Source organism: Bacteroides sp. BFG-606 (assembly GCF_024788145.1).
GTDB lineage: Bacteria > Bacteroidota > Bacteroidia > Bacteroidales > Bacteroidaceae > Bacteroides > Bacteroides vicugnae.
Map to the genome: position 1 here is coordinate 5,115,376 of NZ_JANUIL010000001.1, position 18,924 is coordinate 5,134,299.

Here is an 18,924-nt window from a genome sequence, read left to right on the forward strand (position 1 = left end):
ATCAGCTAACCTTATTAATCTCGGCAGCTTCCTTTTTATAATAATGTTAATGAATTAATTTATTTTTTTGCTTTCTCTATTTTATCTATCTCAATAAGAATTATCTCCGCTTCCTCTACTCCCATCGCCTTCGCATCATTCAGGAACCTTCGAGCATCATCATACTTCCCTACTCCAAAGGCATATACCCCACGAGCGTATACCGCCTGTGACGAATCTCCCGCTTTGGAAAGATAACGCTCTGCGCTTTCAAAATCCTTACGCTGCATAGCAGAGTTTGCAGCATTCAAATTGGCAATCTCATCATCGGGATACATTCTCACGGCCGTTTCGAACACCTCATTAAACTCTGCGCTTCCCGGTTCGTATGTCCGCGCCACGAGATAGAACTCATTAAGACTAAGTTTTTGCGGTTGTGTCCGCATAATACGTTTGATTTCTTCTACATCACTGAAGCTGCGGATAATGTAATCTATGCGATAGTCAGTGTGGCGTAAAGCCGGATAACAGTTTTGTAACAAGAAACGGTATTCTTCCGGATAAGTCCGCTTGATTTTTGCTTCCTTAGCATCCGGTTCCATGTCACTGTCAATCATTGCCAATATTTCCGTACGATGTGTAAGGTTCGTTTTCTCAACATACCGGCGCAATCCTCCCCAATCTTCCGGTTCATAGGCGGTAGTTATTACACTATCCCTGAAATGGTACAGTTGATTGATGTAACTTTTCAATGCCGCTGTACGACCTATCGCCAAATCACGGTTATGGGAGTATGGACTTTCAGGTGAAGCGTAACCTTTAAGCCATACCGAAGTGATGATTATATCTTTATCATTACGGACAGAGTCAATAGAAGCTTGAATTTTACCCAACTCGGAAGTATTCCGACGATATTCGGGATATATAACCGTCTTGTCGACCGGGAAATCGATAAAAGCCGAACCGGAAAGCGAACGACTTTTGACTGTTTCTGCCTGTGGGTATACATAGAGCAACTGTGGAGAAAGCGGTTCTATTTCGGCATATCCGCCCAACGGCTCGATACATTCCGCTAATAGTGTGCTACAACATCCGTAATCACTACGATACAGTTCCAGTGCAGAACCGTTCATCCATTTGTAATAAGGAATAATAGCATGATACGCCACATCTTCTGGTCTGGAATGTGCTTTGAATGTCATCTCTTTTTTGCCGGAGAGCATACTTTCACCATTACGCACATAATAATAATAACGACGACGCCCATAAACTCCTACCGAAGGAAGCTCCAACGTGTCCGTAGCGCACACAAAGCGAGGAGTGAGCAGCACTGCTCTATTGCTCTCCACATCAAGAGGAGACAGCCCCATATTCATATCGACTACTATATATTCACCGTTCCGTTCAATTTTAAGGTTATCTGTTGTCACTCCAATTGTTTGCTGGGCATTCAGCATACAGCCAGCTCCCAGCAATGCTGTTATAATAAAAATAGTTCGTTTCATAACTAAACGCTTTTAGAATAAATAAACTAAATTCACTGCCGCTTTAGTGAGACCAAAATAGTTATGCGGCTTGCTCTCCTCCACTTTCTTTCCACACCCGGCGCACCTGAAACGGTCATATCGGGTATAGGAATAACCGACACCTATTTCAGCCTCGATATTCCAATGACGCCCCAAGATCCAAGCATAACCATAAGCAACACCGCCGCCAACAAACCATCCTTGATAGCGGGTGTCCTTAAGAGTTGAAAAATCTGTGCCCAGTAATTTGAAATCAGTGTCAATACCACCTATATTATATTGTCCACCGTGGAGATGAGCTCCGACAAAATGACCTGCAAAGCGATCGCAAAACCAATAGCGTGCTTCAGGTTGTACCGCCCAGTGTTTCCACCGGCGATTATGCGATAAGGTCCATGCGTTGAAATCTCCGGAAATATCCAATGTCCACCGAGGTGCAAGTCCTACCTCTAAACCGGTATTTACATTCATGAAAACATCGGACAGGATATTGGTCTTTAGCGCCACTTTCTGCGCATTAATTGTATAAGCCACGCCATTCATGGCTACTATCAGAAAAAGAATCCTTAGTTTCATCATTTATGTGTGTTCCTATGCCAAATAATTGTTACTATTTCTCTTTAAGCATTACCCCAAACAAACAGCAATAAACAAATTAGCATTTACTGATATTCTAAAAATATATCTTGATCTTTATTTCCCCTGCAAATATGTTTATACCCCAATTCTATTTGCTTTATGGCTTAATCCAATACTTCTCTTATCAAGAAAAGTACCGACAACAATACTGTCTGATACTGATACTTTTGGATTATATTAAAGTGCTTTTTCAATTAACATTTTACAAAAAATGCTAATATTTTTTGTTACAGAATAAAAAAAGTTGTTGGATATAATGCTGTATGGCCGTTTTTTTATAATTTTGCATCAAATTAATACTTTTCTTGATAAGAAAAGTACCGGCTCAATAATATACGCTCATTTCTTTTTTATCATTATAAGGAATTGATAATAAGATTATTAGCATTATCCACAGCTGAAGTATCCAATGATGCAAGATAAATTTTTGTAGTATTCTCCGAGTCGTGTCCCATAGCCTCGCTAATAACAGAAATAGAAATATTTTTGCTTCGGGCTATACTGGCCCAAGCATGGCGGGCAACGTATGTTGTCAGTGTCACATTCAAATTCAACAGTTCTCCAATCATTTTTAATTTCCTGTTTATCAAATGTGCCGCATTTATATATTGCCGCCTTTCATTTTTACCTATATCTTTTATTATCGGTAACAGATAAGGCGTATCTACCGTATTATACTTGTTAACGATTTCTTGCATAGGCTTTTCCCATTTGATAAAAAGCTGCTGATTCGTCTTGTGACGCCGATATGACAAGATGCCATTCTGAATATCTTTCTTTTTAAGGAATGCTATATCTATAAACGACATTCCACGAGTATAAAACGAAAACATAAAGATATCCCGAGCATACTCCATTGAAGATGAAAATCCCAGTTCCAGATCTCTTATCTGGCGAATAACTGTCATTGACACAGCACGCTTCATTGTCTTGTCAATCCCAGTATACACATGTTTGAACGGACTACGCTGTACCGTCAACCCCTTGTCAACAGCACGGTTATATATCGCACGCAAATTTCTCATATAATACGAAGAACTGTTGGGGCATACTCCAGTTGATTTTAAAAATGTTTCATACTCAACCATAAAAGCAGAATCCACTCCTTCAATAAGAATATCACCACGGCTTCCCATGAAACGTTCGAAACTATTTAAGGTTGCCCTATAGGTTTCAGCGGTACGTTCTTTACCTATTTGCTCCAACTGCACAATAAGATTCCGCCCAAATGACAGGAAACCGTCAACAAGAGGTACTTTATAGGCTTTCACTACATCGTCTGACGTAAAAGTATCCGCCGACCGCTCAAACCGTCGAATAATTTCTTTAAGCCGGGATTGATCTTCTAAAATGCATTTTCTTAATGTAACAAGATGACGTGCACGAACTTCGTTATCAGTGAAGGTAATAACCGAAGAAAACCGGTTATCCCATTCCGACGGGAAAATCTTGTAACACGTGCTTATCCGCTTCACGACTCTATTATGAGTCACTTGATAAAATAAAGTCCCCTCTTTTTTACAAACTGAAGAAGGACGAAATTTCACTTTTACTGTTGCCATATAAGTTATATTTTGAATTATAAATTAGTGATATAACAAATATATGGATCAAAAAAAGAGACTGAATAACATTTTATTGTTAAACAGCCTCTTTTATTTCTTTGGGGAAACTTTAAATTTCTTACCACTTATAATTAATACCGAAACTAAGCAATTCTTTCAACTGGAAGAAGCTGTCTCCTTCAGTCGGTTTCGAACTGTCGTCAAAACGGGTATGTATATAGAGCTTAGTAGAAAGATAACGGTTCAACACAAAATTGAATGTATTCTCCCACTCTATACGTGCCCAATGGTAGTTGGTCAGACAATTGAGACGGGATTCTAAAGTCACTGCAGAGATGATGGTCCAGTTGAATGTCGATTGCAGCTGGGAACCGAAGTCATTTTTAGAACATTTGCCTTTGTCCAAACCGAATTTTGTTTCATCCACTTCCGAGCTACCAATATAACGTAAATTATAAGTTAACGGTGCCATAAACACGGAAAGATTAAATTTCTTCTTAGTCAGTTTGTAGTCCATACCGACACTGACCGCCAAATCTGCCGGAGACATGAAAGCCGAAACCAATTCTTCACTATTAGCTTTATAACCATTAAAGAACTGCGTCTTGAACTCGGAAGAAATGGTATAATACCAGTTCTTGAAAGCTCTCAGACCTAATTTATTATACAAGCGAAATTGGTCGGTATTAAAAAGATATTTATGGTATTCATCTGACGGAGTAGAAGTCATACCGACTTTAGCTTCCAACTGGTTTTCAAACAGTACTTTTTCATTGTCATTATAGTTGGCAAAAACCTGAAAAGTCGCTAATCCGGAAAAGTTGCTTTCCCCTCCCTTATACCAGTTGTCCGACAGGTGGTTCTGGCTGATCTGCAACGACCCGTTACCTCCCGTAACCCACCAGTTAGGTCGACTAATCTTCATATTGGCCTTTCCTACATTATCATCCATATTTTCCGGTTGAAACAGATGAACAACAGTTGCTTTCGGAGATATTTTCGGCTTCACATCGTGACGGAACACATCACGGCTCATGATGCGATCTTCTGTAGTTACAACCAAATCCGGATGTGCCAGATACAGATCCATCAACGCACTGTTCACTATTTTACCGGCACGCTGGGTTTTGGTAAATGCCAAGGTATCGTATGGCAGAAGTTCTGTTGTCAGTTGAGGAGTAGCATCCAATTGTATGGGTTTCCATTCCAATTTCGAATATTGTGCCATCGGGGCATAATAATACGCCACAGGTGTAAACAAGCGGAAATAATCGGGATCAGACGGAATATAACGTGGCGGAACGGACAAGTCGTTCAAATAATCTAATTGTGCAACATACTTATTATATAAATAAGAAACGGTATCCAGTTTCGGAGTCGGACCAGACAGATTAAGTTTTAGCATCAAATATTTCTGAAGTTCTGCAGAAAGGGTATCTGCCCTCACGACTCTGGCTTTTGCCACAACTGTTGAGGATTTAACCGTTTTGGCAGGTTTGATCGCTGCAGGAGCAGGCTGCAGAGAGTCAGTCGGAAGTGAAGCGGATTCGACAGGCTCCTGTGCAAAAAGCGATAACGATAAGATTGACAGGATAAACGCTGAACATAAAGTAGTAATTCTCATCATATTTGTCTATGGTTTAGGCTGCAAAGCTACATTATTTTGTTTAGAAATCATAGGATTCTTTCAAAATTGCATTTTTTAATAAAATTGTAGAGACGAAAGTCTGCAATCTTCCCCTTTTTTTTATAATTTTGCGCTTTTTAAGTTCGTAAGAATACTACTAAGTAACAATTATTAAAACAGTTATAGCTGTGGGAGAAACAAAGTATATTTTCGTCACCGGTGGTGTTGCCTCTTCTTTAGGAAAAGGGATCATCTCATCATCCATCGGTAAGTTGCTGCAAGCAAGAGGTTATAATGTAACCATCCAGAAGTTTGACCCGTATATTAACATCGACCCGGGAACATTAAATCCTTATGAGCACGGGGAGTGCTATGTAACCGTAGACGGACACGAAGCCGACCTCGATCTGGGACACTATGAGAGATTCCTGGGAATACAAACGACAAAGGCGAACAACATTACTACGGGACGTATCTACAAGAGCGTCATTGACAAGGAACGCCGTGGAGACTATCTGGGTAAAACCATCCAAGTGATTCCTCACATCACAGACGAGATCAAACGGAATGTTAAACTGCTTGGTAATAAATACAAGTTTGATTTTGTGATTACTGAAATCGGTGGTACGGTAGGTGACATCGAATCACTCCCCCTACCTCGAAAGTATCCGTCAGTTGAAATGGGAACTCGGTAAGAACGCTCTTTGCGTACACTTGACTTATGTTCCTTATCTTGCTGCTGCCGGAGAATTGAAAACAAAACCGACGCAACATTCTGTAAAGGAACTCCAAAGTGTGGGTATTCAGCCGGATGTACTGGTTCTGCGTGCCGAGCATCCGCTAAGTGACGGATTGCGTAAGAAAGTGGCACAATTCTGTAATGTAGACGATAAGGCTGTTGTGCAGTCTATCGACGCGGAAACAATCTACGAAGTACCTATCCTGATGCAGGCACAAGGACTGGACAGCACTATCCTCGAAAAGATGGGACTGCCGGTAGGAGAAACTCCGGGACTCGGCCCATGGCGTAAGTTCCTGGAACGCCGTCACGCCGCAGAGACAAAAGATCCGATCAATATTGCACTGGTTGGAAAATATGACTTGCAGGATGCTTATAAGTCTATCCGTGAGGCTTTATCACAGGCAGGAACGTACAATGACCGCAAAGTGGAAGTTCATTTCGTAAACAGCGAGAAGTTGACAGACGAAAATGTATGTGAAGCTCTGAAAGGTATGGCGGGTGTAATGATTGGTCCGGGATTCGGTCAACGGGGTATCGACGGCAAGTTTGTCGCTATCAAATATACACGTACACATGACATCCCGACTTTCGGTATTTGTCTGGGTATGCAATGTATTGCTATCGAGTTTGCCCGCAACGTACTGGGATACGTTGATGCCAACTCACGTGAAATGGATGAAAAAACTCCGCATAACGTGATTGATATCATGGAAGAACAGAAGGCAATCACCAACATGGGTGGTACCATGCGTCTGGGTGCTTACGAATGTGTTTTGCAGAAAGGTTCTAAAGCATATCAGGCTTACGGACAGGAACATATTCAAGAACGTCACCGTCATCGCTATGAGTTCAACAATGATTATAAAGACCGATATGAAGCTGCCGGCATGAAATGTGTAGGTATCAACCCGGAATCGGATCTGGTAGAAATTGTTGAAATCCCGGCTTTGAAATGGTTTGTCGGCACACAGTTCCATCCGGAATATGGTAGTACGGTACTGAACCCTCATCCGTTGTTCGTCGCCTTTGTGAAAGCTGCCATCGAAAACGAAAAAGCAACGGTGAACGGCTAACGATACGTGGTAAACAACCGGTAGTTTGTAATTTATATAATTTGTAATTAAAATAAGAATGGATAAAAACACCATCACAGGTCTCGTTCTGATAGGTATATTATTGGTAGGATTCAGTTTTTTGAGCCGTCCAAGCGAGGAACAGATAGCTGCACAAAAGAAATACTACGATTCTATTGCCGTGGTACAGCAGCAGGAGGAAGCGTTGAAGGCTAAAACGGAAGCTGCACTGGCTAACAGCCAAAAAGAGGTGGCAACGGCTACCGATTCTTCTGCTTTGTTTTTCAATGCCTTGCATGGAACTGACTCTAAAATCAGCATCCGGAATAATGTAGCGGAAATCACTTTCACAACCAAAGGCGGACGCGTCTATTCAGCCATGCTGAAAGATTATATGGCACAGGACAAAAAGACGCCGGTCATGTTGTTCGACGGTGACGATGCTTCGATGAACTTCAACTTCTACAACAAAGCAGGAGCCATCCAGACCAAAGATTATTTCTTTGAAGCGGTGAACAAGACGGACAGTAGTGTTACAATGCGTCTGGCTGCGGATAGCGCAAGCTATATCGATTTCATCTATACGCTGAAACCGGATAGCTACCTGATGAACTTTGAAATCAAAGCGACAGGCATGGAAAACAAGTTGGCAAGCACTAAGTATGTGGACATCGACTGGTCACAACGTGCCCGCCAACTGGAAAAAGGATTCACTTATGAGAATCGTCTGTCGGAACTGACTTATAAAGTAACAGGTGACAATGTAGACAACTTGTCTGCTGCCAAAGATGACAGTCAGGATTTGCCGGGACGCATTGATTGGGTAGCTTTCAAGAATCAGTTCTTCTCGTCTGTATTTATCGCTGAACAGGATTTCGACAAGGTTTCCGTTAAGTCAAAAATGGAACAACAGGGAAGCGGATATATCAAAGATTATTCTGCTGAAATGAATACTTTCTTTGATCCGTCAGGTAAGGAACCGACAGAGATGTATTTCTACTTCGGTCCGAACCACTTCAAGACGTTGAAAGCGTTGGATAAAGGCCGTGACGAGAAATGGGAGCTTCACCGACTCGTTTACTTGGGTTGGCCGTTGATTCGCTGGATTAACCAGTTTATCACGATCAACGTATTCGACTGGTTGTCCGGTTGGGGATTGAGCATGGGTATCGTTCTGTTGATTCTGACTATTATGGTAAAAGTGCTGGTTTATCCGGCTACCTGGAAAACATATATGTCTTCTGCCAAGATGCGTGTATTGAAACCGAAAATTGACGAAATCAACAAGAAATACCCGAAGCAGGAAGATGCAATGAAGAAACAGCAGGAGGTGATGGGCCTTTACAGCCAGTACGGGGTAAGCCCGATGGGCGGCTGTCTGCCGATGTTATTGCAGTTCCCTATCCTGATGGCTTTGTTTATGTTCGTGCCGAGTGCTATCGAGCTGCGTCAACAGAGCTTCTTGTGGGCGGACGACCTTTCTACTTATGATGCGTTCATCACGTTCCCGTTCCATATTCCGTTCCTGGGTAACCATCTTAGCTTGTTCTGCTTGCTGATGACGGTGACCAATATCCTGAACACAAAGTACACAATGTCTATGCAGGATACCGGAGCGCAGCCACAAATGGCAGCTATGAAATGGATGATGTATCTGATGCCGATTATGTTCTTGTTCGTCTTGAACGACTATCCGTCAGGTTTGAACTATTACTACTTCGTGTCAACGCTGATTAGTGTGGGGACTATGATTCTGCTTCGTAGAACGACCGACGAGGTCAAATTATTGTCTATTCTTGAAGCGAAAAAGAAAGACCCGAAACAAATGAAAAAGACCGGATTTGCTGCTCGCCTGGAGGCGATGCAAAAGCAACAAGAGCTATTGCAGCAGCAAAGACAGAATAAAAAATAAGGAGTAATTCCCGAAATCTATTCTAAGAAAGCCGGACACCCAATTTTGGTTGCCCGGCTTTCTTTCTCTAAAAAATAAAATAGGATGAAAACTAAATATTCGTATAAACAAATCTGGACGATTGCCTACCCTATCCTAATCAGCCTGATTATGGAGCAGATGATCGGTATGACGGACACGGCCTTTCTGGGACGTGTAGGTGAAATCGAGCTGGGTGCTTCTGCTATTGCAGGTGTATATTATCTTGCCATCTTTATGATGGCATTCGGTTTCAGCATCGGTGCACAGATATTAATAGCCCGTCGCAACGGAGAAGGAAACTACAAGGAAATCGGCCCGATTTTCTATCAGGGCGTTTATTTCCTGCTTGTAATGGCTGTGATCTTATTTACGCTCTCCATTGTATTCTCACCCCATATCCTCAAAAATATAATTTCGTCTCCTCATATTTATGATGCAGCCGAAAGTTATATTCAGTGGCGTGTGTATGGGTTCTTCTTCTCCTTTGTCATGGTAATGTTCCGCGCTTTCTTTGTAGGCACGACACAAACCAAAACATTGACGTTGAACTCGATTGTGATGGTACTTTCGAATGTGGTGTTCAACTATATCCTGATCTTCGGTAAATTCGGTTTCCCGCAACTGGGTATTGCCGGTGCTGCCATCGGTTCTTCACTGGCCGAAATGGTATCGGTGATTTTCTTCATTATCTATACGTGGAAACGGATTGACTGCAAGAAGTATGCATTGAATATACTGCCCAAATTCCAAGGGAAAACATTGAAACGAATACTGAACGTCTCCGTATGGACCATGATTCAGAACTTTGTTTCCTTATCTACCTGGTTTATGTTCTTTCTGTTCGTGGAACATTTGGGAGAACGTTCTCTGGCAATCGCCAACATTATCCGTAACGTGTCGGGTATCCCGTTCATGATTGCGATGGCATTTGCAGCTACTTGTGGCTCACTGGTAAGTAACCTGATCGGTGCAGGCGAACAGGATTGTGTACGGGGAACTATCAGGCAGCACATTCGGATCGGATATCTATTTGTATTGCCGATTCTGGTATTCTTCTGCCTGTTCCCGGATCTGATTCTGCGTATCTATACGGATATGCCGGATTTAAGGGCTGCATCCGTATCTTCACTATGGGTATTGTGTTCCGCTTACCTGGTGTTGGTGCCTGCCAATGTTTATTTCCAGTCGGTATCAGGTACAGGAAATACTCGAACAGCACTGGCTATGGAACTTTGTGTATTGGTTATTTATGTGGCATATTCTGCATATTTTATCCTGCACCTACGAATGGATATCGCATTTGCATGGACGACGGAATGTGTGTACGGTACTTTTATACTGATATTCTGCTACTGGTACATGAAGAAAGGAAACTGGCAGAAAAAGAAGATTTAAATCCTTTTTTCACTATCTTCGCAAGAAAATAAACATTTTATAAAATATATGAGACAAGCTAATTTATTTATGATGTCGGCAGCAATGTTATTAGCTGCCTGCGGAGGAACCAAAGACGCAGGCAAGACAGATCAGGTGCTTATCGAGAAATCGGACATAAAGATCGAAGGGAAGCGCATGACTCCCGAAGCACTTTGGGCTATGGGACGTATCGGCGGATTCGCCGTATCGCCCGACGGAAAGAAAATTGCGTATACGGTAGCGTATTACAGCGTACCGGAAAACAAGAGTAACCGCGAAGTTTTCGTGATGAACGCAGACGGAAGCGAAAACCAGCAAATCACTCGTACCCCGTATCAGGAAAATGAGGTGACTTGGATTAAGGGAGGCACCAAACTTGCATTCTTAAGCAATGACAACGGAAGCAGCCAGCTTTATGAAATGAATCCGGATGGTAGCGGACGCAAGCAGCTGACCAGCTACGACGGAGATATCGAAGGATATTCCATCTCACCGGATGGCAAAAAACTGCTATTTATTTCACAAGTAAAGACGAAAGAAAGCACCGCTGATAAGTATCCGGACCTGCCGAAAGCCACCGGTATCATCGTTACCGACCTGATGTACAAGCATTGGGATGAATGGGTGACGACCGCTCCGCATCCTTTCATTGCTGACTTTGATGGTAACGGTATTTCCAATATCGTGGATATCCTGAACGGCGAACCGTATGAAAGTCCGATGAAGCCTTGGGGTGGCATCGAACAACTTGCCTGGAATACAACCTCGGACAAAGTGGCTTATACTTGCCGCAAAAAGACGGGACTGGAATATGCGATTTCTACCAATTCGGATATTTATGTATATGACCTGAACACCAAGAAAACGGAAAATATTACTGAAGAGAATAAAGGATATGATACCAATCCGCAATACTCACCGGACGGCAAGTATATTGCCTGGCAGAGCATGGAACGTGACGGATACGAAGCGGATCTGAACCGTCTGTTCATCATGAACCTGGAAACCGGCGAGAAGCGTTTTGTGAGCAAGGCATTCGAATCGAATGTAGATGCTTTTGTCTGGGGAGCAGATGCAAAAGTGATCTATTTCACAGGTGTATGGCATGGAGAGTCGCAGATTTATGCGCTTGACCTGACAAATGATTCGGTAAAGGCTATTACTTCAGGAATGTACGATTACGAAGGGGTAGCTCTTTTCGGAGATAAGCTGATTGCGAAACGTCATTCAATGAGTATGGGTGATGAGATTTACTCTGTGGCACTGGATGGTTCTACCACTCAACTGACACAGGAAAATAAACAAATCTATGACCAGCTGGAAATGGGCAAAGTGGAAGGTCGCTGGATGAAAACAACAGATGGCAAACAGATGTTGACATGGGTGATTTATCCTCCACAGTTTGATCCGAACAAGAAATATCCGACTTTGCTGTTCTGTGAAGGAGGTCCGCAGAGTCCGGTAAGCCAGTTCTGGTCTTATCGCTGGAACTTCCAGATTATGGCAGCTAATGATTATATCATCGTTGCTCCGAACCGTCGCGGTTTGCCGGGATTTGGCGTGGAATGGAACGAACAGATCAGCGGCGATTACGGTGGCCAGTGTATGAAGGATTACTTCACTGCTATTGATGAAATGACAAAAGAGCCGTATGTGGACAAAGATCGTCTGGGATGTGTAGGTGCCAGTTTCGGAGGATTCTCCGTATATTGGTTGGCCGGACATCACGACAAACGGTTCAAAGCGTTCATTGCTCATGATGGTATCTTCAACATGGAAATGCAGTATCTGGAAACTGAAGAAAAATGGTTCGCCAACTGGGATATGGGAGGCGCATACTGGGAAAAACAGAATCCGGTGGCACAGCGTACATTCGCCAACTCTCCTCACCTATTCGTAGAGAAATGGGATACTCCTATTCTCTGTATTCATGGAGAAAAAGACTACCGTATTCTGGCTAATCAGGCAATGGCTGCTTTTGATGCTGCCGTGATGCGTGGTGTTCCCGCAGAGTTGCTGATTTATCCGGATGAAAACCACTGGGTATTGAAGCCACAGAATGGAGTTTTATGGCAACGCACATTCTTTGAGTGGTTGGATAAATGGGTAAAGAAAGCGCCGTCCAAATAAAAACGGTACATATTCCTATAAAGTAAAAAGAAGGCTCTGTTCTCAATCTACTTGAGTTCAGAGCCTTCTCCATTACATTCAACCAAAATCCGCTAAATTTTACCTTGAGTAAATATTTTCAATTTCTACAATATACATCTTATGGAAACCTCCATGAGCACCACCATACCACTTTTCTATTGATTCTTTATCCAGAAAACATTCCGGTTTGATAGCGTCAGCATAAAGTTTCTTACATTCCAAGCTCAAACGTGCCTGTTCGAACAGGACATTACCTTTTTCTGTAAATACAGGTTTCAATCCGGTTTCTTTTACTTTATCTATATTACGTCCCGACTTGGAACCACAAACCGCATGAATCTTCTTATTTTCTTCTCCTAAGAAAGAAAGTGTCAGGTGATCGTTCTCCTCTACAAACTCGTATGTATACCGTTCGGGACGGATAAAAACGAAAGCAACCGGTTTATTCCACAACCAGCCGATGCCACCCCAACTTGCTGTCATGGTGTTAAACTTCTCTTTTGTTCCCGCCGTTACGAGCATCCACTCTTTTCCGATTGCTTCGAAAAAGTTTTCTTTCAGATCTTTTACTTCTAATTTCTTCATCTCTTTATTCGTATCTAAATATTCTTATTTCTGTTTCCTCAATTTCACGATCTCTCCCAAATAAGGAATTTCCACAGAGATCTTCCGTTTCTTTGCTTCTGTTGCAAAGACTTTCGGGGGATCATGCAAAGGCTCGTCAGACAAATCGAATGTGCCATAATGCATGGGGATAGTAAGTCCTGCATGCATTTCTTCGGCAGCAGTCAAAGACTCATGAGGCGATATATGATTGGGACGCATAAACCAGCGAGGTTTATATGCCCCGATACCCAACAAAGCGTAATCCGGTGCTCCGAACAGATCGGGAATCTCACGAAAGTGGCTGGAATAACCAGTGTCACCACTATAATAAAGGGAGATTCCATCTCCTTGCAGCATGAAGGCTCCCCACAGTCGCTGGCCGCCATCGCGTACGGAACGTTTGCTCCAGTGTTGTGCCGGTAGAAAAGTAATCTTCAATCCCTCATCTTCCATTTGTTGATACCATCCGGCTTCAATCACCCTCATTTCAGGAAACCATCCCTGAATCAGTTCACCGGTTCCCAATCCACAAAAGAGTTTCATTTGCGGGTTATTCCTCAATAGGCGGGCTATACTCTGCTTGTCCAGATGATCGAAATGGTCATGGCTGACAAGTAGATAATCAATCCCTGTAAATATGTCAGGATTAGCGGGAAACTCGCTCTGCCTCTTCACAAAAGGAATACTTCCGAACACAGGATCGAACATGATTCGTTTACCTGCTAATTGCAGAAAGAAAGAATTATGTCCGAGCCATATCAGGGAATCTCCTACCACCGCATCCAATGAACGGAGATAACAAACTTTCGGATCCCATTTCACCGTTTTCTTCTCCTTGCGTTGGGGGTTGGGCGAAAGACGCCATTTCAGTACACTCCCCATCCCCGGACGGAAGCGATGCTGCCGATTAAAAAAACGCCCGCGCACCATCGGATTTCCTCTCCAATAAGGGTTGACTGTCGCTAAACGTTCGTTTCTCCTAAAACATATATGTTCACCCATTTTTATTTCCTGAATACGTATTTACAAACTTACTAATAATTTCTCGATTTACGATGAATTAGAGTAAACAAAAAATGTACCCCGGACACACTATCGGGGTACATTTACTTATAAAAGAATAAATATTATCCTTTTTTATATAGAATGAGACTTCGTTAAGAGCAGTGCAAGCCATACAAAGGCAGTTGCCAGCCAAGAGCTGAAAGATTAATAATCATTATGACTGCACCCAATATCCATAGAATCAATAGCGACCATTTCAAGCCTGCTCCCATCGGCGACCAATGGAATAACTGCCGCAAGATAGTATACAAGAAAGCTCCTAATGGAATACCGATGAGGGCAACTCCGGCAATCGTACCCAGTAGTGTCATCATTGGCGATAAAGAAGTAACCGGCATCCAGTCAATGGCAGGCAGCATCTGGTAAAGTAATGCTCCTCCGCTAACTGCCACGGCAATTGCTGCAAACACCAGCGCTACCAGTACAACGGCCAATACAAACAAGACAGGACAGCAGAGAATGACAAGAGCTACCAGAAATATTTTAAAGAGAACGGCAGCAATGGAAACAAATACATCACCTATCTTTTGAAGAAAGGTACGAGGTTTGCCGGAATTCATATAGTTATTGACTCCGTCCGCTACGCGTTCGAAACCGTCTGTCACTGTTTTGCCAATATTCTCAATGGTCACCGCTTCTCCACGCATACTCAATTTTTCTGCAGCAGTGCGGGCTTCCGGAATAACAAGCCATCCGATAATATAAAGTATAATCATCGGGCAATAAGGTACAAACACCAAAATAATCATCAGTATACGTACCAATGTAATGTCCCAACCGAAGTAAGCTGCCAATCCTGCCGCTACACCTCCCAACAATTTATTATCCGGATCACGGAACCAACGGCGTTGAGCAGAGTTTTGTGTACTGCCTTGATTAGCGGACGATGTTTGTTCCGTTCTTTTCTGTGAGTCCATATCCTCATCAGCAATTCCAAAGTCTTCCGGTTTGCCGACGCGGGCGATGATTTCTTCCACATCCGAAACTGTGATGACCTGTTTCCCTTCATTTACTTTTTCGGCAAACAGTTCGGCAATACGCATTTCAATATCGTTTACGATTTCTTCCGCACCCTCCTGTTTACGAAAGTAATGTTTGAGGTTAGACAGATAATTGTCTAACAATCGGTAGGCGTCATCATCTATATGATAGACAATTCCTCCTAAATTTATGGTCAATGTCTTTTTCATTTTTATTTCTTCTTTTTCGGATTATCTATTGGCAATATGATTCACTGTTTCATTAAGTTCCTTCCAGGAAATTTCAAGTTCTCCCAAAAAGACTTCTCCCTGTTCGGTCAATTTATAGTATTTGCGGGGAGGTCCTTGGGTGGATTCTACCCATTCATAACTTAACAAATCGTCATTTTTCAGACGGGTAAGCAATGGATACAAGGTGCCTTCCACTACAATCAGTTGGGCTTCTTTCAACTTTTGAATGATATCAGAAGCATAAGAGGGTTCCTTGTGTAGCAAAAGCATGATGCAATATTCAAGCATGCCTTTCCTCATCTGTGATTTTACATTGTCTACTTTCATTATTCACTTCTTTTAGATGGCACAAATATATGCATTACTTTAGTACCTTGCATTGCAAAGTACTATAAATTAATAATAATTAAAACATTAGAGAGTGTACTCCTTATTATAAAAAGAAATAATGGCTATATTTGTGCCTATTAAACCAAGAATAGATAATAGATATGTTTACAATTCGAAAAGCAACAGTAGCCGATTGCGAGCTTATTCATAAGATGGCAAAGGAGGTATTCCCCGCCACCTACAAGGAAATTTTATCTCCCGAACAACTGGATTATATGATGGACTGGATGTATGCTCCTTCCAATGTGCGCAAACAAATGGAGGAAGAGGGACATGTGTACTCCATTGCTTATAAGGAGAATGAACCATGCGGATATGTTTCCATTCAACCACAGGAAAAAGATGTATTCCATCTTCAGAAGATATATGTTCTCCCCCGTTTTCAAGGCACGCATTGCGGCAGTTTTTTATTTAGGGAAGCCATCAAGTGTATCAAAGAGATACACCCGGAACCTTGTTTGATGGAGCTCAACGTAAATCGTAATAATAAGGCTTTGCAGTTTTACGAACACATGGGAATGAGAAAGTTACGGGAGGGTGATTTCCCGATTGGTAACGGATATTACATGAATGATTATATTATGGGATTGGATATTTAAAAATTAGGGTAATAAACGGGTTTTATACAAACCGTTTATTACCCTAATTTATTATTAGATCTCAGGCAAATACCTGCCTTATTTTAAGCAACTTTTTCAAGCTTCTTCATGATAGAGAATATGAATAGAGCTGATAACAGACAACAAGCAATCAATACGCTCCATACCATCCACAGTTGCATATCACCCCACAAATAACCAATAATAGCAACCAGATAATTTCCAATAGCTGTAGCTACAAACCAGCCTCCCATCATCATACCTTTATACTTGGGTGGCGCTACTTTTGATACAAAAGAAATACCCATTGGTGAAAGTAACAACTCTGCAAAAGTCAATACCAGATAAGTAGAAATCAACCAGTTGGGAGAAACAAGAACATCCGGATTAATACCAGCCGTTTCTACTGCTTTCGGAGTAGGAAGGCCCATGGAACCAATGGCTAAAATCAAGAAGCCACACGCTGCAATCACCATACCAATACCGATTTTGCGCGGTGCGGAAGGTTCTTTTTTCTTTTTAGCCAAATAACCAAAGACAGCCAAAGACACCGGAGTCAGAGCCACTACAAAAAATGGATTAAACTGCTGGAATATTTGAGGAAGAATTTCTACGGTTGAATCCATAGAACAATAGCTCCACACTAATATAGCAAGAGAAGCCAATACGACAACACCGGCAATGGCTTTTCCACGACCAGTTTTTGACTGGAATAGAGAGAATGCGCCATAAACAGCAATGATAACAAGAACCAGATTCCAAACATCGAATCCAATACGATCAATTCCTGTCACAGATTGAGTAGTGTAGTCACGTGCAAAGAATGTCATAGTCAAACCGTTCTGGTGGAACGCCATCCAGAAAAAGATAACCACAGCAAACACAAGCAACAAAGCAACAATACGTTCTTTTGTTTGTGCCGGAGTCAATTCCGGCTCATTATAGTTATTTACAGCCTTAGCTTGTTTTGAGTTATAGTCTGCATGCTTAAACATGGAACGGCAACAAATATAAATTGCCATTGAAATAATCAAAGAAATACAAGCTACGGCAAAGCCATAGTTATATGCCTCTGACAGTTTCTCGATATAAGTACTACAGAATGCAGCTGTATCACCGGCAAAGCCTTGCGCTGCCTGTAATCCACTAAGGGTAACATTACCTTCCGGAGTAATAGTCCCACCAAGAAATTGATGCGCCAATGAAGGTATTTGAGCATTATAGGTAAATCCTGCGCCACTTAAGATATAATTAGTCACTTTGGTAGCAGCTGTCGGAGCAAATAAAGCACCCACATTGATTGCCATATAAAACAAACTGAAAGCAGTATCACGCTTTGAGCTATATTCCGGAGAATCATAAAGATTACCTACCATTACTTGCAGGTTTCCTTTAAATAAGCCGGTCCCGCAAGCGATCAGAAACAGTGAACCAAACATCATCATCTTGCCTGTAAGATTCGCTGCTGTAGGAATAGCCAAAAGCAAATAACCAATAAACATAACAACGATACCCGTTGTTACCATCTTACCATAACCACATTTATCAGCCAAAATACCACCTATAAGAGGCATAAAATAAACTGCTGCCAGAAATGAGCCAAAAATAGTAGAAGTTTCTGCTGCCGTGTAACCAAACTTCGCTTGTAAGAAAAGTGTAAAAATAGCAAGCATCGTGTAGTAGCCAAAACGCTCGCCCGTGTTAGCCAAGGCTAAAGCGTATAGCCCTTTCGGTTGTCCTTCAAACATATAAACAAGAATATTAGATTAATAAAATTGATATTTTCTGCAAATATATACTTTTTTTAATTCATTCAAAGAATATGTAGTCATATTTACTCTACAAATAATAAGACTTACTCCTCAAATAAACGACAAATTTCCGCTCTGGATTCACGAATCAAATCTTCCGGTGCTATTTTTATCTGAAGTCCCCGTACACCGGCACTTACATAAATATACGGAAATTGTTGACTGGTTTCATGAATATAAGTCGGAAAATGCTTTTTCATACCAATCGGCGAACAACCTCCGCGGATATATCCGGTAAGTGGCAGAAGTTCTTTTACGGGAATCAACTCGCACTTCTTGTTACCCGAAGCTTTAGCCGCCAGTTTCAAATCAACTTCATGTTCCCCCGGAATGACACAGACAAAATATCCGCTTTTATCGCCGTGCAGAACAAGCGTTTTAAATACCTGCTCGATGTTCTCTCCTAAACTTGCTGCCACATGAACAGCACTCAAGTCGTTTTCATCTACTTCGTAGGGAATTAACTCATAGGCTATCTTAGCCTTATCTAACAGCCGTGCGGCATTTGTTTTATTGATTTTCATTTTCGTTGTATTTATAAGTTCTGTATCTGATAAATAAAGAATATGATATGATAAGTGCCAACTCATC

Annotated in this window: 14 protein-coding genes and 1 pseudogene; 5 read left to right on the forward strand and 10 right to left on the reverse strand. The window is 41.9% G+C overall.

Translation table 11 applies throughout. The annotated features are described in order from the left end of the window. Nucleotides 1-59: 59 nt before the first annotated feature. From NXV01_RS19695 to NXV01_RS19710, 4 genes are all read right to left on the reverse strand, one after another. Nucleotides 60-1,484 (reverse strand): M48 family metallopeptidase, encoded by a 1,425-nt coding sequence (locus NXV01_RS19695; RefSeq protein WP_259023111.1) that lies wholly within the window; start codon nucleotides 1,482-1,484, stop codon nucleotides 60-62. Between the two features lie 12 nt (nucleotides 1,485-1,496). Further along, nucleotides 1,497-2,081, reverse strand: a complete 585-nt coding sequence (locus NXV01_RS19700) for a DUF3575 domain-containing protein (RefSeq protein ID WP_217722194.1) — start codon at nucleotides 2,079-2,081, stop codon at nucleotides 1,497-1,499. Nucleotides 2,082-2,500: 419 nt separating this feature from the next. Then, a complete protein-coding gene (locus tag NXV01_RS19705; protein WP_217722126.1) occupies nucleotides 2,501-3,706 on the reverse strand; it encodes a site-specific integrase in 1,206 nt (401 codons plus the stop codon). A 121-nt stretch (nucleotides 3,707-3,827) separates the two neighbouring features. Then, nucleotides 3,828-5,336, reverse strand: a complete 1,509-nt coding sequence (locus NXV01_RS19710) for a DUF3078 domain-containing protein (RefSeq protein WP_148367457.1) — start codon at nucleotides 5,334-5,336, stop codon at nucleotides 3,828-3,830. Between the two features lie 188 nt (nucleotides 5,337-5,524). Here NXV01_RS19710 and NXV01_RS19715 point away from each other — a divergent pair. The 4 genes and pseudogenes from NXV01_RS19715 to NXV01_RS19730 all read left to right on the forward strand — a co-directional run bounded on the left by NXV01_RS19715 (nucleotide 5,525) and on the right by NXV01_RS19730 (nucleotide 12,630). Beyond that, a pseudogene (locus NXV01_RS19715) lies at nucleotides 5,525-7,151 on the forward strand (CTP synthase). 58 nt (nucleotides 7,152-7,209) lie between these two features. Continuing rightward, a complete protein-coding gene (gene yidC, locus NXV01_RS19720; RefSeq protein ID WP_259023112.1) occupies nucleotides 7,210-9,063 on the forward strand; it encodes a membrane protein insertase YidC in 1,854 nt (617 codons plus the stop codon). 84 nt (nucleotides 9,064-9,147) lie between these two features. Beyond that, a complete protein-coding gene (gene bexA / locus NXV01_RS19725; RefSeq protein ID WP_234133521.1) occupies nucleotides 9,148-10,479 on the forward strand; it encodes a multidrug efflux MATE transporter BexA in 1,332 nt (443 codons plus the stop codon). A 48-nt stretch (nucleotides 10,480-10,527) separates the two neighbouring features. Then, nucleotides 10,528-12,630: a S9 family peptidase gene (locus NXV01_RS19730; RefSeq protein ID WP_259023113.1), complete on the forward strand. Its 2,103-nt coding sequence runs from the start codon at nucleotides 10,528-10,530 to the stop codon at nucleotides 12,628-12,630. Between the two features lie 99 nt (nucleotides 12,631-12,729). Here the strand turns inward: NXV01_RS19730 and NXV01_RS19735 are convergent, their stop codons facing one another. From NXV01_RS19735 to NXV01_RS19750, 4 genes are all read right to left on the reverse strand, one after another. After that, nucleotides 12,730-13,236, reverse strand: a complete 507-nt coding sequence (locus NXV01_RS19735) for a flavin reductase family protein (RefSeq protein WP_029425934.1) — start codon at nucleotides 13,234-13,236, stop codon at nucleotides 12,730-12,732. A gap of 24 nt (nucleotides 13,237-13,260) precedes the next feature. Beyond that, on the reverse strand, nucleotides 13,261-14,259 hold the full coding sequence (locus tag NXV01_RS19740) for an MBL fold metallo-hydrolase (RefSeq protein WP_217722149.1): 999 nt from the start codon (nucleotides 14,257-14,259) through the stop codon (nucleotides 13,261-13,263). A gap of 155 nt (nucleotides 14,260-14,414) precedes the next feature. Continuing rightward, nucleotides 14,415-15,512: a PspC domain-containing protein gene (locus NXV01_RS19745; RefSeq protein WP_259023114.1), complete on the reverse strand. Its 1,098-nt coding sequence runs from the start codon at nucleotides 15,510-15,512 to the stop codon at nucleotides 14,415-14,417. Between the two features lie 21 nt (nucleotides 15,513-15,533). After that, entirely contained in the window at nucleotides 15,534-15,860 is a 327-nt protein-coding gene (locus NXV01_RS19750; RefSeq protein WP_007752390.1) for a PadR family transcriptional regulator, read from the reverse strand. A gap of 164 nt (nucleotides 15,861-16,024) precedes the next feature. Here NXV01_RS19750 and NXV01_RS19755 point away from each other — a divergent pair, with 164 nt between their 5' ends. Next, a complete protein-coding gene (locus NXV01_RS19755; protein WP_148367472.1) occupies nucleotides 16,025-16,522 on the forward strand; it encodes a GNAT family N-acetyltransferase in 498 nt (165 codons plus the stop codon). Nucleotides 16,523-16,605: 83 nt separating this feature from the next. Here NXV01_RS19755 and NXV01_RS19760 read toward each other — a convergent pair whose 3' ends face one another. Further along, the gene (locus tag NXV01_RS19760; RefSeq protein ID WP_074638610.1) at nucleotides 16,606-18,270 is read right to left on the reverse strand and encodes a peptide MFS transporter; all 1,665 of its coding nucleotides are present in this window, start codon (nucleotides 18,268-18,270) and stop codon (nucleotides 16,606-16,608) included. A gap of 107 nt (nucleotides 18,271-18,377) precedes the next feature. Next, nucleotides 18,378-18,857: a Cys-tRNA(Pro) deacylase gene (ybaK, locus tag NXV01_RS19765; RefSeq protein ID WP_004309260.1), complete on the reverse strand. Its 480-nt coding sequence runs from the start codon at nucleotides 18,855-18,857 to the stop codon at nucleotides 18,378-18,380. Nucleotides 18,858-18,924 lie beyond the last annotated feature (67 nt).